Here is a 16,780-nt window from a genome sequence, read left to right as displayed (position 1 = left end):
TAAGCGTTCCTCCCCTTGTCAGCCTGTCACCAGCTGGTCTTCCTCGCCCCAGATTGAATCGTAAACGATGTCGACAAGGCTCGCTCTCGTGACAATCCCGACCAAATGCCTTTGTTCATCAACGACGGGTACGTATTTCATTCCGCGCTTTAAAATTTTGCGTACGGTATCGCGGAGCAGCGTCCCCTGTTCGACCGTATACAGATCAGAGCGGAGCACGTCGCCGACGAGGCTCGCTTTTTTCCGGTTCTGATCAATGATTTCGACATCCACATATCCTTGCAGCACATTCAGGTCATCAACGACAAGCAGGGAATCGACACGGTGCTCCCGCATCACCTGTATCGCCTGCGAAAGCGTTTTGTCCGCCGTAACGGTGACAGGCTTTTTGTTCATCATCTGCTCGACGCGTTCAATGTCAGGTCTTGATTGCAATAACCGTTCTTTGCCGATAAATTCTTCGACAAACTCATTAGCCGGATTTCGGAGGATGTCATCAGGAGTGCCGGCCTGAACGATCTCTCCCGCTTTTAAAATGACGATCCGGTCAGCCAGCTTAATGGCTTCATCCATGTCGTGGGTTACAAACACAATCGTTTTATTCAGTGTTCTTTGCAGTTTTTTGAATTCTTCCTGAAGCGAATCACGCGTAATCGGATCAAGCGCTCCGAACGGTTCATCCATGAGAATAAGGGGAGGTTCCGCTGCCAGGGCGCGCAGCACGCCGATTCTCTGCTGCTGTCCGCCGCTCAGCTCATGAGGATAGCGGTCTAAATATTCCGGGCCCATATCGACGAGCTTCAAAAGCTCCCGCGCCCGTTCCTTCCGCTTTTGTTCCGGCCATTTCAGCAGTTTCGGCACGAGGGAAATGTTCTGCTGAATGGTCATGTGGGGGAAAAGTCCGATCTGCTGAATGACGTAGCCGATTTTCCGTCTCAGCTCCACGGGGTCCTGCTCCATGATATTTTCGCCATCGATAAAAATCTTTCCTGATGACGGCTCAATCAGTCTGTTAATCATTTTCATCGTCGTTGTTTTTCCGCAGCCGCTCGGCCCGATAAAACAAATAAACTCGCCTTTTTCGATATTTAAATCAATGCTGTTGACGGCTTTTTTTCCGCCTTTATAGATTTTTGATACATTTTCTAATCTCAGCAATCCGTGCACCTCCGAAGGATTCCGTTATTTTTCTGAAAAGTATAATCTTTATTATAAGATGAAGTTTATAAAATAAAAAGTTTACAATGTGTTGAAATTACATATAATATACGTATTATTTGATGTTATCCCGCTGACAACGGGGACGTTCTTACAATCGCTCCGGATAGCTCGCATATCCTGCCGCATCATCTTTTTCAACAACTGTAAAAAATATGATATATTGTCAGCATGAAAAGCCAGTGAAGGGATGATCAGCCGTGGAAAAAAACGCTCTTGATATCATCGGTCAAGCTGAAGAGCATCTCATTGAGAGAATCGCCGAGAATATGCATACATTCGGAATGCCGGCCACACTGGGGCGTGTGCTCGGTATTATTTATATGAACCGAAAGCCGATGACGTTAAATGAGCTGTCAGAGGCGACCGGCATGAGCAAAACGAGGATGAGCCAGGTGGTCCGCGAGATGACCGATGCCAATCTGGCTAAAAAAGTGTTTGAAAAAGGCGTTCGGAAAGACCTTTACGACGTGGAGCGTGATTATTACCAGACGTTCATCTCCCTGTTTACGGCAAATTGGACAAAGGCGGTCAGCAAAAATAAAATGCTGTATAAGAAGCTGAACCGTGAGCTGACTGAGCTTCTGGAATCGGAAAACCTCAGTCCCGAAATTGAAGAAAAAGCCCGTCAGCTTTTGGACGAACTGACGGACTGGCTCCATTATTATGACTGGCTGAGCCGTTTGATAGAATTTTTTGAGAGTGAAGAAGTGTTTCAGCATGTGCCGAAAATAGAAAAAAGCAGCGCCCGCAGATAACCGGGCGCTGCTTTTTTTAAATCAGGATACCAATATCGGGAACATGCCTTTCAGACCGGCGCCGATCATGCCGATCGCCACTACCGCCAAAATCAAACCCATCAGCCGGGTAATCACGTTCATTTCGGTTTTCCCGAGCCTATTGCTGATGAAAGAAGAATAGTGAAAGAAGATGAACGTCATCGCGATGACGGCCGCAATACCGATCAGCACGCTGATGTAATGAAAGATGCCGCCGTGTCCGGCCGACAGACTCATTACCGTCGCAATCGTTCCGGGACCGGCGATAATCGGGATCGACAGAGGCGTCACGGAAATATCCGCTTTCTCCTTGCTTTCCCCTTTCTCTTCATGATGAAGGGACTGCACATGTGATTGTTTCGCGTTCAAAAGATTATAAGCGATGCCGAAAATAAAAATGCCGCCCGCGATACGCAAGGCATGAATATTAATGTCAAACAGTTTAAAGATCAGATGGCCGAAGATTAAAAATGCCGCCAAGATGATAAACGACAGCACGGACGCCTTGCGTGCGATCGCTGTCCGTTCTTTCTCCGGGTAGCCCTCTGTCAGTGAAAGAAAAATCGGCACGTTTCCGATGGGGTTGGACACTGCAAACAGGGAAATGAAGACATGAATGATAAATGAAAACATGCGTACCTCCTTATGACTTGCCGTTGTGATTTATGTTTTGTTTTCCGCTGTTTCTTATGCATGATTTTTACCCCGGTGCCTGCTTCTTGTAACCTCAGCCTGCCGATCCGGAAACAGAAAAAAACCGTCCTGTAAGGGCGGTCAGCTTGTAGAGAAAACGATGTTTTTTCTACAAGCTTTTTTGTTTTATACAGTTTCTTTAGATATTCATCAGGTTTCAGATGCAGAAAAAGAGCTCCCACATGCCTAGCCTTGTTTGGCTAGGTATGTGGCAATCTTCTTCATATTCTGGCATGCGGCTGTGAGGAGGACTTGCTCGCTCACATTCCGCTTTCCCCTCAACCTGCAATAGCGAAGCCCATGCAGCTGTTTTGAATCTGCAAAGCTTCGCTCTATTTTTTCTTTTCTTTTTTTGTAGAGGTTTTTTCCTGAAACAGACAAGCGATTTTGTCTGACCCTTTCTTTATGGTCCTCCCATACATGCCGGGTGATGACCTTTTGGCGGTTCTTTGATTTTGTGCATTGTGCAAGCAATGGGCATGCGGAACAGATTTCAGGATTTGATTTATATGACCGGTAGCCTTTTCGGTCAGTTGTTGAGTATGTAAGTGTTTGGTGATTTGGACAAATGTATCTATCTTGTTCACTGTCATAATGAAATTTCCATTTTGGAAACAAGCCTCTGGCAGGGTGATATCGTCTATAGGCAATAACGCCAAAAATATGGCGGTCAGCTAATCCTTTACAGATCGGGGTCGTTAAATAACCAGAATCAAGAGCGACGGCTTCTACATCAAAATCAAATCGTGCGATTTGGTGATCCAATCGGTCAAGATAAGGTACAGAATCATGGACATTTCCGGGCGTGACATAGGCGTCGGTGATAATGTTATGTTTCATATCCGTTGTTCGGTGATCTAAATAAAAGAAACCCTCCGGTTTATTTTCACGATACATATATCCACTTTCCGGATCAGTTGTACTGTGGCGGATCTCTTTTTCAGCTTTCACCTCCTCTTTGACTTTTAACGGCTTTTTTCCGTGTTCCTCCCGATCCTCTTGTATGGCTTCATTTAAATCCTTGATATAGTTTTGGGTATCCTGCGCAATTGTTTTTCTTGTGTATTTATGCTTGTTGGCATTGGCTTTCAGATGAGTTGAATCAGTGAATAGGACACGTCCGCCCACCATGTCATGATTGATGGCCTGAAGAACGATCTCATCAAAGATGTCTTGGAAGATGGTTGTATCTTTAAAGCGTGTGCGTCTGTTCCAGCTGATGGTGGAGTGATGCGGAACTGGATCATTTATGTTCAATCCGAGAAACCATCTGTATGCCATATTGTAGTAAATTTCTTTTTCGAGCTGTCTTTCTGAACGGATACCGTAGAGGTAGCCGATAAACATCATTTTGAATAAAATCAGCGGATCGAGTGAAGGGCGGCCTTTGTTTTCGCTGTAGTAAGGCTTAACCTTTTCAATGATAAAAGAGAAGTCTATGTGTTTATCAATTTTTCGAAGCAGATGATCTTCTTCGACGAGTTGGTCAAGCAAAACAAATTCGGCTGTGTTTTGAGAAGAGTTTCTTGTGTGGAACATGAGAAAGACACCGTCCTTTTTAGTCTTTCTTTTATTTTAATACAGGAGAATGGATATTTTAAGGAAAAATAAAGGCTGTCGAGATTTTCTCGACAGCCTGACCGTCCTGTAAGGGCGGTTTTTTTCTGTTTGCTATCTCCATAAGCCTTTTCCGAATTTCAACAGCCGATAAAGCATTTTTAATTTTTTTAGCATCTGTTAATTTCCTCTATCACCCTGAATCAATACTCTCGTTAAAAATTCTACCATAATGGGTACTTTTTCTCTATTATCAAATAATAGAGAAAGTGAATTGTATATCTTTAGAAATCTCCGTTACATCCGTCCTATTTTCTTTTATAATGTAAATATTGAACAAAATCCCTATATTACATGTAAAAGGAGTTTTAGAATGTATTGTCCTCAATGCGGCCATCATACAGATGGCGGAAAGTTTTGTGAAAAGTGCGGTGCGCCCCAGCCCAACCAGACCGGTTCAAGCCAAATGCAGGCCGGCGCTGCTGCTAAACAGGCTTCAAAGCAATTTGCCTTATTCGTGCTTAATGTGTTAAAGAAACCGTATCAGACATGCAAAACGACAGGCGGTGAACAGCTTGTCAGCAGCATAATCAACATGGTGCTTTTCTGTCTGGTGACGCCGATTATGATGTATATTCTCTTATCAGACGGCTTTCGTGACGTCAGTTTTACCGCGGTTGTGATCAAACCGGCGCTTACCTTTGCCATATGTGTATTCTGCCTGTATCTCTTGATTTTTATCGCGTTGAAGGCCGGCGGCGCGCAGGTGTCATTTAAAGATTCGCTGTCCAGATTCGGGGCGTTTTTGATTCCGTTTACGGCTATTTTGCTTCTTGCACTCATTTTTATGCTGATGCACACAACCGTTTGCTTTACCATCCTGGCTGTCGGTCTATTAGGAGCGGCGTTTGCCGTACCTCCGCTCATGCTGGCGAGCTACCAGCACCAGCTCACGGCTAAAGCGGATATCACTTATGCTGTTATCGTCATCTATTTCATCATTTGCATAACGTTTCAATTCACGATCAAGCATTACACAAAAGAACTTATGAATTATTTTTTCTTTTAAAAACGAAAACCCCCGCCGCCTGGTTGGCGCGGGGATTTTTTTATTGAATGGATGTTAAATAAATTCTTCCGTCTTTCACAACGCCGCCATACGTCCAATTGTATGTTCTGAGCTTCGGACTGCCGCCGGCTTTCGTAATATAAAACTCCTCATACGTATGAATCGTCAGATGGGAGCCGTTCTGCGAAAAGCTTTTGACATTCACTTCATTAAATACTTCTGTCGTTCCCTCGCCGTATAGTTTTTTAACCAGTTTTTGCTGATCAGCATACAAAGGGCTTCCCTCTTCCAAATTGCCCGCCATGATGGCGAAATTGTTCAGGCTGACGGCGCTTGATTGGTTTGTCAGGTAATCAACCATAAACGATGTGACTTGTTCATTCGTGAGGCTGCCTGAAGCTGCCTTTCCTTTGGATGACGCCCATGCGGATGTGTAGGTTTTCGGCTGGTCGTTTTTTATTTTTTTCACATTTGCCCCAGAAGAATCTGAGGCTGGATCAGCTTTTTCAAAAACCCATTTTTTATGCTTTGGATCATATGACAGTACATAATGAAAGCTCGGTTCAGCCTCTTCCATATCTGGATTCGTATTCCTGTCGAAATAAGCAGACTCATGAAGCTCTTTACCTGTAACAGTTACTTGCCAGCGGCCGTTCTCTTGTGAAATCGCAAATGAGTCCAGATCAAAGCTTGTCTCTTTATACTGATCCTTCAAAAAAGTGCCGGAACTCTTCATGCCGGAAACCACTTCTTTCGTCTGCTCCTTCCACGCTGAACCAGCCTCGGTCATTTGATCAGTATCACCGTCTGCCATGGCTTTTGTATACTGCTTCGTTGTTTTGACAATCGTGTCCATGATTGTTTTTTGTGTATCTTGATCGGGAATTAGCGTTAGTTCCATGTCAGTGCCATTGATCGGAACATCGGCAGTTTTTGTTTCCCCCCAAGGAAAATCAGCCTCCACGGCGGCTGTCATGGAGCCGTCAGTTAAGAGCGGACCGTATGTAACGGACTTAAAAGGGTCTTTATGGACGGACTTGCCGTTTATCAGCAGATCGCCTTTCGCGTTTTTGAAGCTGTCTGCCGGAGTGAACGTCACATCCTCGGCGTCTAACGGCAGGTCAAACTCAACATTCCGGCTGCCGGCCGCCTCCTCCTCTTGTTTTTTGACAACGTCAACCGTGTCATTTTGAAGCTTGGCTTCCGCCGTATAGACACCGGGTGCATACGGACCGAATGTTTGGGCTTCATCGGCTTTTTTGACCGTACCGGTTTTCTCGCTGTTGATATAAAGATCGGCGCCTTTATAATTACTTGTGATGCGGAAATAAACCGGATCGACTTTCAGTTCATAATGGTCGAACAAGAGAAGGGTTTTTCCCTCTTTTTTGACGTATACCGCATCTTTTTCAGATGAATTGCTGCGAAGCGATTCCAGCAGTTCACCGTGTTTCTTTGCGTATGCAAGGAGCGGTTTGACATTGGTCTCATTCAGCTTCATTTTTTTGTCTGAAGAGGTGAGAAGGGCTGCGAGCTTTTTCGTATCCCCGTCATGAACCGCCTGTTCGAATTGATCCGTGAGCCTTTTTTCAGATGTCAGCCAGGCTCCGGTTTTATATGCGGCAATCAATAAGATCAGCGCTGCGGCGATGCCTCCCCATAGGAAGAGCGTTTTTTTAGGGATCGGTTTTCTCGGCTGTGATGCGGATTCAGCCGCCTGCCGCTCCAGCCGGCTTCCTTTCCCGATCGGCTTTCCGCATTCTTTACAGAAATGCGCCTCTTCATTATTCTGTCGGCCGCAATATTTACAAAAAAACATGACTTTCCCCCTATTCAATCTGCAAAACTTGTATAACTTTTCCTATGTTTCATATTTTATAATAAAGTAGAATGATTTTGGAGTTATTTTGAAAAAATAGCTGCTGATCACAATGAAGGAGGAGAAACGGACATGCAAAAACTGAGCATCCGAAAAGCGGCAGAGCGGGATGAAGCGCTGTATGAATTATTGCTGCTGGCCGATCCGTCAAGGGAAATTGTCGATGATTATCTTGCCAGAGGCGAATGCTATACGGCTTGGACGTCAGACGAGCTTGCAGGGGTTTACGTCCTTTTAAAAACAAGACCAAAAACGGTGGAAATCGTCAATATTGCGGTAAACGAATCAATGCAGAATAACGGCATCGGGAGAAGGCTCATAGAAGAAGCCATGAATAAGGCAAAACAAATGGGAGCAGCGACTATTGAAATCGGAACGGGCAACTCCAGTATAGGCCAGCTTGCCCTTTACCAAAAATGCGGCTTCAGACTCCAAGCCATCGACCATGATTTTTTCATCAGGCATTATGAAGAGGAGATTTTCGAAAACGGGATACAGTGCCGCGATATGGTAAGGCTTTATGCAGACATATAAAAAAACCTCCCCAAGGGGAGGTTTTTTCGATTACTTATTCAAGTTATAGAAAGAGTTGATACCGTGGTATTGAGCAGTTTCAGCCAACTGATCTTCGATGCGAAGAAGCTGGTTGTATTTCGCAACACGGTCCGTACGAGACGGAGCACCTGTTTTGATTTGTCCTGCGTTCGTTGCCACAGCGATGTCAGCGATTGTGCTGTCTTCAGTTTCACCAGAACGGTGAGAGATAACAGCAGTGTAGCCTGCGCGTTTCGCCATTTCGATCGCATCGAATGTTTCAGTCAATGTACCGATTTGGTTTACTTTGATCAGGATAGAGTTGCCTACGCCGTTTTTAATACCTTCAGCAAGTTTTTTCGTGTTTGTAACGAAGAGGTCGTCACCGACAAGCTGAACTTTTTTGCCAAGACGCTCAGTAAGAAGCTTGTGGCCTTCCCAGTCGTTTTCGTCAAGTCCGTCTTCGATAGAGATGATTGGATATTTAGAAACCATTTCTTCATACCAGTCAACCATTTCAGCAGATGTTTTCACAACGCCTTCGCCAGACAGATGGTATTTGCCGTCTTCTTTGTTGTAGAACTCAGAAGATGCAGCATCCATAGCAAGTTTCACTTCTTCGCCAGGTTTGAAGCCGGCTTTTTCGATTGCTTCAACGATTGTTTGAAGCGCTTCTTCGTTAGAACCAAGGTTCGGAGCGAATCCGCCTTCGTCACCTACAGCTGTGTTCATGCCTTTAGCAGAAAGAACTGATTTCAGGCTGTGGAAGATTTGAGCGCCCATGCGAAGCGCTTCACGGAAGTTAGGCGCGCCTACAGGCATAATCATGAATTCTTGAATGTCTACGTTGTTGTCAGCATGCTCTCCGCCGTTTACGATGTTCATCATCGGTACAGGAAGCGTTTTTGAGTTGAAGCCTCCAAGGTACTGATAAAGAGGGATCTGTAAGAAATCAGCAGCTGCGCGCGCACAAGCCATAGATACGCCAAGGATTGCGTTCGCACCGAGTTTGCCTTTGTTTTCAGTTCCGTCAAGCTCGATTAAAAGCTGATCGATTGCGTTTTGTTCTGTTACGTCAAAGCCGAGAAGCTCTGGAGAAATGATTTCGTTTACGTTGTTAACAGCAGTTAACACGCCTTTTCCAAGATAACGGTCTTTGTCGCCGTCACGAAGCTCAACTGCTTCGTATTCGCCTGTAGAAGCTCCGCTTGGCACTAATGCGCGGCCGAAAGCTCCTGTTTCTGTATATACTTCAACTTCAACTGTCGGGTTGCCGCGGGAGTCAAGGACTTCGCGTGCATAAACATCAACAATGTATGGCATGTGTTTTGTCTCTCCTTTTGATTTACGCTTATTTTTGAATTAAAGATGTTCCTGTCATTTCTTTCGGTTTTTCAACACCGAGAAGGTCTAATAACGTTGGTGCGAGGTCGCCTAGGATTCCGCCTTCGCGCAGCGTCACGCCTTCTTTCGTCACAATGACAGGGACTGGGTTTGTCGTATGGGCAGTGTGCGGTTCGCCTGATTCTGTAATCAGAATGTCTGCATTACCGTGATCAGCGGTAATGATGGCATGCCCGCCTTTGGCAATGATGGCGTCAACCACTTCGCCTAAGCACTCGTCCACTGCTTCAATTGCTTTAATCGTCGGTTCGACCATTCCGGAGTGGCCGACCATGTCAGGGTTTGCAAAGTTCAGGATGATCGCGTCATGCTTGTCAGCCGCGATTTCTTTTACAAGAGCATCCTTCACTTCATACGCACTCATTTCAGGCTTCAGGTCATATGTCGCGACCTTCGGCGAGTTAATGAGGATGCGCTCTTCGCCCGGGAATTCTTCTTCGCGGCCGCCGCTCATAAAGAACGTAACGTGCGGATACTTTTCAGTTTCTGCAATGCGAAGCTGTTTTAACCCGTGCTGTGCTAATACTTCACCAACCGTATTGTCAAGGTTTACCGGTTTAAAAGCCACATATCCGTCAACAGATTCACTGAAGTGAGTCAGGCAGACGAAATACAGGTTTTTCGGATGATGTTCACCGCGGTCGAAATCGCGGAAATCTTTGTTGGTAAACGTGTTCGAAATCTGGATGGCGCGGTCAGGTCTGAAATTATAGAAAATCACAGAATCGCCGTCATGAATTTTCGCAACGGGTTCACCGTTTTCTTTTGTGATGACGGACGGAATGACGAATTCATCATGAATGCCGTTCGCATAAGAATCGTCGACGACATCCATCGCGCTGCGGTAAGACGGGCCTTCACCGTAAGCCATTGCGCGGTACGCTTTTTCTACACGATCCCAGCGTTTGTCGCGGTCCATAGAGTAGTAGCGTCCGGAAATGCTGGCGATTTCGCCGACGCCGATTTCTTCGATCTGCTCATTCAGCTGCTGAATGTAAGTTTTCGCCGTTTGCGGACCTACATCGCGGCCGTCGAGGAAACCGTGGATATACACCTTCGTCAGCCCTTCACTTTTCGCAAGCTTGAGCAGCGCGAATAAATGATTGATGTGACTGTGTACGCCCCCGTCAGAAAGAAGACCGAACAGGTGCAGCGCTTTGCCGTTGTCTTTCGCGTTTTTGATGGCGTCAAGGAACGTTTGATTGCGTTCGAATTCGCCTTCGCGGATGGCAACGTTCACGCGTGTTAAGCTTTGGTACACAATACGTCCTGCGCCGATATTCAAATGTCCGACCTCAGAGTTCCCCATCTGTCCTTCAGGCAGTCCGACTGCTTCGCCTGATGCCGTCAGCGTCTGATGAGGGTATTGGTTCCAATAACGGTCGAAATTCGGTTTTTTCGCTTGTGCGACTGCGTTTCCGACTGTTTCATTGCGTAATCCGAACCCATCAAGAATGATGAGTGCAGCTGGTTTTTTACTCATATTGACCTTCCTCCAATAATTGAACGAATGACTGCGGTTCAAGGCTTGCGCCGCCGACCAAAGCACCGTCAATATCGGACTCTGCCATATATTCTTTAATATTTGCAGGTTTTACGCTGCCGCCGTATTGAATGCGGAGCTTGTCAGCAGTTTCCTGGCTGAAGCTTTCAGCAACGACTTTACGGATATGCGCGCAGACGTCGTTAGCGTCTTTCGCTGTAGAAGATTTGCCTGTTCCGATTGCCCAGATTGGCTCGTACGCAATAACGGAAGCAGCAACTTGCTCTTCAGAAAGACCCGCAAGACCTTTTTTCACTTGATCGGCAACAAGATCATTTGTTTTTCCGGCTTCGCGCTCTTCAAGCGTTTCACCTACGCAAATGATCGGCACAATGCCGTGTTTGAAAGCGGCATGCGCTTTTTTGTTAACAGTTTCATCTGTTTCAGCGAACATTTCACGGCGCTCAGAGTGGCCGATGACGCAGTAATCCACGCCAAGGTCTTTCAGAGCGACCGGGCTGATTTCGCCTGTGAACGCACCGTTTTCTTCAAAATGCATGTTTTGGGCGCCGACTTTTAAGTCAGTTCCTTTAACAGCAGAAGTCAGCTTTTCTAAGAAAAGTGCTGGTGCGCAAACAACGGCTTCCGCTTTGTCTGCTGCTGGAATGGAAGATTTCACTTCTTCAACGAAGCTGACAGCCTCGCCGAGTGTTTTGTTCATTTTCCAGTTACCGGCTATAATTGGTTTTCTCATCTGTTCCACTTCCTTATAGCAGTTTTATTTATCGTTCAGTGCAGCTACCCCTGGAAGCTCTTTGCCTTCCATGAATTCAAGGGATGCGCCGCCGCCTGTTGAGATGTGGCTCATTTTGTCAGCAAGACCGAATTTTTCAACGGCTGCCGCAGAGTCTCCTCCGCCGATGACAGAGTATGTATCATTCGCCTCTGCCAATGCTTCTGCAACCGCTTTTGTGCCTTGAGCGAACAAGTCGATTTCGAATACGCCCATCGGTCCGTTCCACACGACAAGTTTGCTGTTTTTGATAACGTCAGCATACGTTTCGCGTGTTTTCGTACCAATGTCGATGGCTTCTAAATCACTTGGAATCTCAGAGATCGGCACGATTTGAACATTTGCATCGTTAGAGAAATCATCAGCAACGAGAACGTCTTCCGGCATATAGAATTTAACGCCTTTTTCTTTCGCGCGGTCCATGAATGATTTTGCAAGCTCGACTTTATCTTCTTCAAGAAGAGATTTACCGACTTCATAGCCAAGTGCTTTAACGAATGTGTAAGCAAGACCTCCGCCGATGATCAAGTTGTCCACTTTATCAAGCAGACTTTCGATGACGCCGATTTTGTCTTTTACTTTCGCTCCGCCGATGATTGCCGTGAACGGGCGGTCAGGGTTAGACACCGCTTTTCCAAGTACATCAAGCTCTTTTTCCATCAGGAATCCTGCAACCGCCGGCAGATGCTCGGCAATTCCGGCTGTAGATGCGTGAGCACGGTGGGCAGCACCGAATGCGTCATTGACATATACATCCGCAAGCTCAGCAAATGCTTTAGCAAGCTCAGGATCATTTTTCTCTTCGCCAGGGTAGAAACGTACGTTTTCCAATACAAGAACGTCTCCGTCCTTCATATCAGAAATTTGTGCTTTTACAGCATCACCGTAAGCTTCATCTGCTTTTTTCACTTCTTTGCCAAGCAGTTCGCCTAAGCGTGCAGCGACAGGAGTTAAACGAAGCTCCTCAACCACTTCGCCTTTCGGGCGGCCTAAGTGGCTCGCAAGAAGGACTTTCGCGCCTTGGTCTGCAAGGTGTTTGATTGTCGGAAGCGCAGCGCGGATACGAGTATCGTCTGTTACTTCCCCGTCTTTCATTGGAACGTTAAAGTCAACGCGGCAGAATACGACTTTGCCTTTTACGTCGATGTCTTTTACTGTTTTTTTATTCATGCCTTAGGAGATCCTCCTTCAAAATGGTTTGCATAGCACGAAAAACGTGAAACGTGAAACCGCCTTATGATGCTTCCGCCGCGGGGCAGATTGCAGCTTCCGGGCACGGGGCAGATCGTCTTCTGAGCCAGGGCAGGCGGCTAGGAAAACGAAAGTGCCGCTGAAACTGCAAAACGCGGACGTTCTGCAGCAATCAGGCGCTTTCTGAAAGCCGGTTCTCATGGAAAAAGGGAAAGGGAGTCCGTCCCCTTCCCTTGTCCGCTTTCATTATAGCGTTTCTGTCCGAAAGAACCAAGTCCGGCCCTTTCCGGGAGCTATGAATTAAAGACCTTGTTTTGCGATGTAAGCTGCAAGGTCAACAACGCGGTTAGAGTAGCCGCTTTCGTTATCGTACCAAGAGATTACTTTTACCATGCTGCCTTCCATAACCATTGTAGAAAGAGCATCGATTGTAGAAGAGTTAGCATTGCCGTTGTAGTCTCCGGATACTAATGGCTCTTCGCTGTAGCCAAGGATTCCTTTAAGATCGCCTTCAGCCGCTTCTTTAAGAGCTGCGTTTACGTCTTCAACCGTTACGTCTTTGTTAAGTTCAGCAACTAAGTCAACAAGAGAAACGTTTGGAGTCGGCACACGCATAGCTCCGCCGTTCAGTTTGCCTTTCAGTTCAGGAAGAACAAGGGAAACTGCTTTAGCAGCACCAGTTGATGTTGGGATGATGTTTTCAGCTGCTGCACGCGCACGACGGTAGTCTTTGTGCGGAAGATCAAGGATTTGCTGATCATTTGTGTAAGAGTGAACAGTTGTCATCATACCGCGTTTGATGCCGAATTTGTCGTTAAGTACTTTTGCAAACGGCGCAAGGCAGTTTGTTGTGCAAGATGCGTTAGAGATAACATCGTGGTTAGCCGCATCGTATTTATCTTCGTTAACACCCATAACGATTGTGATATCTTCTTCGTTAGCAGGTGCAGAGATGATGACTTTTTTCGCGCCGGCTTCTAAATGTTTCGCAGCGTCTGCGCGTTTTGTGAAGAAACCAGTAGATTCAACTACGATTTCAACGCCTTGTTTGCCCCAGCTGAGTTTCGCAGGATCGCGCTCAGCAGAAACTTCGATTGTTTTGCCGTTAACAACAAGGTTGCTGCCGTCAACTTTAACTTCTGCGTCTAATTTTCCGTGTACGGAATCATATTGTAAAAGATGAGCAAGCATGTTAGCGTCTGTTAAATCGTTAACCGCCACTACCTCAACTTCAGGATTGTTTAATGCTGCGCGGAATACATTACGTCCAATACGACCAAAACCGTTAATACCGACTTTTACTGCCATGATTATTTCCTCCTTTTAATAAGTGAGAGATATTTATATTGAGGGACTGTTATCCCTTAATAACTTCTTTGCGGCTCCTTCGTCCGTGACGAGAACCGTGTTTCGCTGCTTTTTAAAATAAGCTTCGATTGCTTCTGCTTTTGATGATCCGCCCGCTACCGCGATAATGTCGGGAATGGCATCGAGGTCATCGAGCTGCATTCCGACTGAATGCACCTTGTGAACGACTTCTCCGTCCGCATTAAAGTAGTAGCCGAATGCCTCTGTCACCGCATGATTGTCATCTATTTTCTTCAAATCTTCCAAAGGCGTGTTTCTTCGCTCCGCCATTGTTCTAGCCTCGCCGATTCCGTGAATGAGCATACTCGCTGATTTAATCGTCTGAAGCACCTCTTTTACGGAAGGCTCTTCAATAATAGATGAATAGGCGCCTTGTGACAGCTGTCCGGGAACAAACAAAAGCCGGTAAGTGCCTGAAGCCTTTTCCGCCATATGCGCGCATATGGTGTTCGCCTGGTTTTTCACGTCTTCGCCTAAACCGCCTCTTGCAGGCACAAACAAAAGCTCACGGTTTTTAGAATCCGGCGTCATCATATCGGCGACGGCTTCGATTGTCGTACCGCCGGTTACAGCGACGATATTTTTGCCTGAAAATCTCTTTTTCATACACGCAACGGCCGCTCTCCCTAATTCTTTTTTGACCCAAGGAGATTGGTCGCTGTCTCCGGAGACGATAATGGCGTCTTTCAGATTAAGCCGCTCTTTTAATGTCTTTTCCAAAAGCGTCAATCCTAAAACATCCTTCATCGTATCTTCCAGAATCGAAAGCAGTGAATAGCCTTCTTCCGTCATTGTCATGCCGTTTGTTTTAATATCAATGAGATTCTGTTCTTTCAAAAACTGAACCTCGCTTCTGAGAACGCGCTCGGTCAATCCGAGACTGGCTGCGAGACTTCTGCGGCCGATCGGTTCGGTAAGCCTGATATACTGCAAGATTTCAAATCTTTTCTGCATGACAAGCAAAAGATCAGGCAATAATTTTTTTTGAGCTTGTATTAACTGGTTCATGACTCAAACGTTCCTTCCTATTCATACTGGACAGAAAATGTCCCGCTATGACAAAAAACGTCCCATCATAGCCAAAAAAAATTATGTCTGCTTTCTTTAATTATTTTAACAGGATGACTTTGTTAATTCAACTGTTAAAGGTCAATTCCTCGACATTCTTCGCAGGATTTACCAGTATCTCCTTGATACAGTCATTATATACAGAAACAGACTGAAGGTGACAGACAAAAGCCCGCCGGAGCGGACTTTTGTCGTAAAACGCTTTCATTTTATCCAGAGTTTTTCTATTTCCTCTAATGATTTATTTTTCGTCTCAGGGCAGATCGTCACGACAAACAAGAAACAGAGAATATTAATGACGGCGAATATCCAGAAAGTGTACGCGAGACCCAGCCCGCTGATCATCATCGGCACGAATTGGCCGATCGCCCAGTTCGCCCCCCACAGGAATATCGTCGCGATACCGGCGGCGCGTGCGCGGAGGTGGTTCGGAAAGATTTCTGAAATCATGATCCACGTAATCGGCCCGACTGAAACGCAGAAAGCGGCGACGAATCCCAATATAATGACGACTAAAGCCGGCCCGCTTGCCAGCTGAAAATAAAAGGATGCCCCGATTAAGATCATAAACAGCGCCATAAAGGCTGATCCGACCCCCATCAGCTTTTTCCGGCCTACTTTATCGACTAAAAGAACCGCAATAATGGTGAAAATCACTTCGACGACACCGACGATGCATGTCGTGACAAACCCCGCATTCTGCCCGAAGCCCATCATTTTGAAGATTTCCGGCCCGTAATACGTAATCGCGTTCATGCCGATGACCTGATTGAACAAAGCCAGCAGAATTCCGATCACAAGCGCTTTTCTCAGCCCCGGTTTAAACAGCTGAGACAATGATCCCATTTTTTCTAATTGTAAAGACGTTTCGATTTGTTTGATTTCTTCTTTCGCGGTCTGCTCGCCGTTAATGCGCGTCAGCACGGCGAGAGCTTCATTCCTGCGCCCCGCTTTTGCAAGCCAGCGAGGACTTTCCGGCACGATAAGCAGCACGATAAAAAAGATGACGGACGGAATCATGCCGTAAGCGAGCATCCACCGCCAGCCGGTGTGCACCCCCCATTCATATGAGCCGGACTGCTGGACGGCGAGGTTAATAAAATAAGTGCCGGAGATCCCTAATATCGTAAACAGCTGATACAGTGAGGAAAGACTGCCGCGTATGGCCGGCGGAGCGGCTTCGGTAATATAGGTGACAGAAAGCGAGGAGCCCATTCCGATTCCCAGACCGCCGATGATTCTGGCGATAATTAAGGAAGACACACTTTGAGAAAGCGCAGAGACAACCGCTGACACCGCAAACAAAAGGGCCGCTGCCATCAGAACCTTTCTCCGTCCGAAACGGTCACTCAAAAATCCTGAAATCCCGACGCCGAAAACACCGCCGATCATAATGCTTGAAATCACAAGCCCTTCCATAAAAGGACTTAAACGGTACAAGTCTTTCAGAAAACCGATGGCGCCGGAAATAACCGCCGTGTCATAACCGTACAAAAGCCCTCCCAGTCCGGCCGCGCATGAGATAAGAATGACAAACCACTTCGAATGCTGCCGAGTGACAGGTACATTTGAGCCAATTGGTGCCGGGTGATTCTTCATGAATTTTACCCTCCCGCGAATAGTGGAATAAAAACGCTTACAAAACAGTGCGCTGTTACATTTGTACGTACTTATAAAGAATTTTATCTAAAAATAAGGAAAATTAGTACGTACAAATAAAGAATAAGCAGTTTTTCAGAATCTG

General features: G+C 46.2%; 14 protein-coding genes. 3 read left to right on the top strand and 11 right to left on the bottom strand.

Going from position 1 to position 16,780, the window contains the following annotated elements; all coding sequences use genetic code 11:
- Nucleotides 1–18: 18 nt before the first annotated feature.
- Nucleotides 19–1,158 (bottom strand): osmoprotectant ABC transporter ATP-binding protein OpuCA, encoded by a 1,140-nt coding sequence (gene opuCA, locus AUL54_RS14025; RefSeq protein WP_016937896.1) that lies wholly within the window; start codon nt 1,156–1,158, stop codon nt 19–21.
- Nucleotides 1,159–1,418: 260 nt separating this feature from the next.
- Here opuCA and AUL54_RS14020 point away from each other — a divergent pair, with 260 nt between their 5' ends.
- Nucleotides 1,419–1,976: a GbsR/MarR family transcriptional regulator gene (locus AUL54_RS14020; RefSeq protein ID WP_060964243.1), complete on the top strand. Its 558-nt coding sequence runs from the start codon at nt 1,419–1,421 to the stop codon at nt 1,974–1,976.
- A gap of 21 nt (nt 1,977–1,997) precedes the next feature.
- Here the strand turns inward: AUL54_RS14020 and AUL54_RS14015 are convergent, their stop codons facing one another.
- Together AUL54_RS14015 and AUL54_RS14010 are read right to left on the bottom strand one after the other, a co-directional pair.
- On the bottom strand, nt 1,998–2,630 hold the full coding sequence (locus tag AUL54_RS14015) for an NAAT family transporter (protein WP_060964242.1): 633 nt from the start codon (nt 2,628–2,630) through the stop codon (nt 1,998–2,000).
- A gap of 246 nt (nt 2,631–2,876) precedes the next feature.
- Nucleotides 2,877–4,229, bottom strand: coding sequence for an IS1182 family transposase (locus tag AUL54_RS14010; RefSeq protein ID WP_060963187.1), 1,353 nt, complete (start codon nt 4,227–4,229; stop codon nt 2,877–2,879).
- 391 nt (nt 4,230–4,620) lie between these two features.
- Between AUL54_RS14010 and AUL54_RS14005 the strand changes: the two genes are divergently transcribed.
- Nucleotides 4,621–5,316: a zinc ribbon domain-containing protein gene (locus AUL54_RS14005; protein WP_060964241.1), complete on the top strand. Its 696-nt coding sequence runs from the start codon at nt 4,621–4,623 to the stop codon at nt 5,314–5,316.
- A 40-nt stretch (nt 5,317–5,356) separates the two neighbouring features.
- Here the strand turns inward: AUL54_RS14005 and AUL54_RS14000 are convergent, their stop codons facing one another.
- Nucleotides 5,357–7,135, bottom strand: coding sequence for a zinc ribbon domain-containing protein (locus tag AUL54_RS14000; protein ID WP_060964240.1), 1,779 nt, complete (start codon nt 7,133–7,135; stop codon nt 5,357–5,359).
- Between the two features lie 132 nt (nt 7,136–7,267).
- On the opposite strand from AUL54_RS14000, the gene AUL54_RS13995 reads away from it, so the two are divergent.
- Entirely contained in the window at nt 7,268–7,729 is a 462-nt protein-coding gene (locus AUL54_RS13995; protein ID WP_060964239.1) for a GNAT family N-acetyltransferase, read from the top strand.
- A gap of 30 nt (nt 7,730–7,759) precedes the next feature.
- Here AUL54_RS13995 and eno read toward each other — a convergent pair whose 3' ends face one another.
- From eno to AUL54_RS13960, 7 genes are all read right to left on the bottom strand, one after another.
- The gene (gene eno / locus AUL54_RS13990) at nt 7,760–9,052 is read right to left on the bottom strand and encodes a phosphopyruvate hydratase (protein WP_007409956.1); all 1,293 of its coding nucleotides are present in this window, start codon (nt 9,050–9,052) and stop codon (nt 7,760–7,762) included.
- Between the two features lie 28 nt (nt 9,053–9,080).
- Entirely contained in the window at nt 9,081–10,616 is a 1,536-nt protein-coding gene (gene gpmI, locus AUL54_RS13985; protein ID WP_060964238.1) for a 2,3-bisphosphoglycerate-independent phosphoglycerate mutase, read from the bottom strand.
- Entirely contained in the window at nt 10,609–11,370 is a 762-nt protein-coding gene (gene tpiA, locus AUL54_RS13980; protein ID WP_003151618.1) for a triose-phosphate isomerase, read from the bottom strand. Before tpiA ends, gpmI begins: the two co-directional genes overlap by 8 nt.
- Nucleotides 11,371–11,394: 24 nt before the next feature.
- Nucleotides 11,395–12,579: a phosphoglycerate kinase gene (locus AUL54_RS13975; RefSeq protein WP_060964237.1), complete on the bottom strand. Its 1,185-nt coding sequence runs from the start codon at nt 12,577–12,579 to the stop codon at nt 11,395–11,397.
- Between the two features lie 321 nt (nt 12,580–12,900).
- The gene (gene gap, locus AUL54_RS13970) at nt 12,901–13,908 is read right to left on the bottom strand and encodes a type I glyceraldehyde-3-phosphate dehydrogenase (protein WP_016937887.1); all 1,008 of its coding nucleotides are present in this window, start codon (nt 13,906–13,908) and stop codon (nt 12,901–12,903) included.
- 33 nt (nt 13,909–13,941) lie between these two features.
- Nucleotides 13,942–14,976, bottom strand: a complete 1,035-nt coding sequence (gene cggR, locus AUL54_RS13965; protein WP_016937886.1) for a gapA transcriptional regulator CggR — start codon at nt 14,974–14,976, stop codon at nt 13,942–13,944.
- A 264-nt stretch (nt 14,977–15,240) separates the two neighbouring features.
- A complete protein-coding gene (locus tag AUL54_RS13960) occupies nt 15,241–16,635 on the bottom strand; it encodes an arabinose-proton symporter AraE (RefSeq protein ID WP_060964236.1) in 1,395 nt (464 codons plus the stop codon).
- Nucleotides 16,636–16,780 lie beyond the last annotated feature (145 nt).

Source organism: Bacillus sp. SDLI1, assembly GCF_001553895.1.
In the GTDB taxonomy this organism is placed as follows: Bacteria; Bacillota; Bacilli; order Bacillales; family Bacillaceae; genus Bacillus; species Bacillus siamensis.
Note: the sequence above shows the minus strand (reverse complement) of the source record. Positions and strands in the feature narration are given on the sequence as shown.

Bases quoted from the DNA above. Each gene is read 5' to 3' on its own strand.
- AUL54_RS13995 (WP_060964239.1), top strand. From the start codon at position 7,268: ATGCAAAAACTGAGCATCCGAAAAGCGGCAGAGCGGGATGAAGCGCTG.
- gpmI (WP_060964238.1), bottom strand. From the start codon at position 10,616: ATGAGTAAAAAACCAGCTGCACTCATCATTCTTGATGGGTTCGGATTA.
- gap (WP_016937887.1), bottom strand. From the start codon at position 13,908: ATGGCAGTAAAAGTCGGTATTAACGGTTTTGGTCGTATTGGACGTAAT.
- AUL54_RS14010 (WP_060963187.1), bottom strand. From the start codon at position 4,229: ATGTTCCACACAAGAAACTCTTCTCAAAACACAGCCGAATTTGTTTTG.
- AUL54_RS14015 (WP_060964242.1), bottom strand. From the start codon at position 2,630: ATGTTTTCATTTATCATTCATGTCTTCATTTCCCTGTTTGCAGTGTCC.
- AUL54_RS14000 (WP_060964240.1), bottom strand. From the start codon at position 7,135: ATGTTTTTTTGTAAATATTGCGGCCGACAGAATAATGAAGAGGCGCAT.
- AUL54_RS14005 (WP_060964241.1), top strand. From the start codon at position 4,621: ATGTATTGTCCTCAATGCGGCCATCATACAGATGGCGGAAAGTTTTGT.
- AUL54_RS13960 (WP_060964236.1), bottom strand. From the start codon at position 16,635: ATGAAGAATCACCCGGCACCAATTGGCTCAAATGTACCTGTCACTCGG.
- cggR (WP_016937886.1), bottom strand. From the start codon at position 14,976: ATGAACCAGTTAATACAAGCTCAAAAAAAATTATTGCCTGATCTTTTG.
- AUL54_RS13975 (WP_060964237.1), bottom strand. From the start codon at position 12,579: ATGAATAAAAAAACAGTAAAAGACATCGACGTAAAAGGCAAAGTCGTA.
- tpiA (WP_003151618.1), bottom strand. From the start codon at position 11,370: ATGAGAAAACCAATTATAGCCGGTAACTGGAAAATGAACAAAACACTC.
- eno (WP_007409956.1), bottom strand. From the start codon at position 9,052: ATGCCATACATTGTTGATGTTTATGCACGCGAAGTCCTTGACTCCCGC.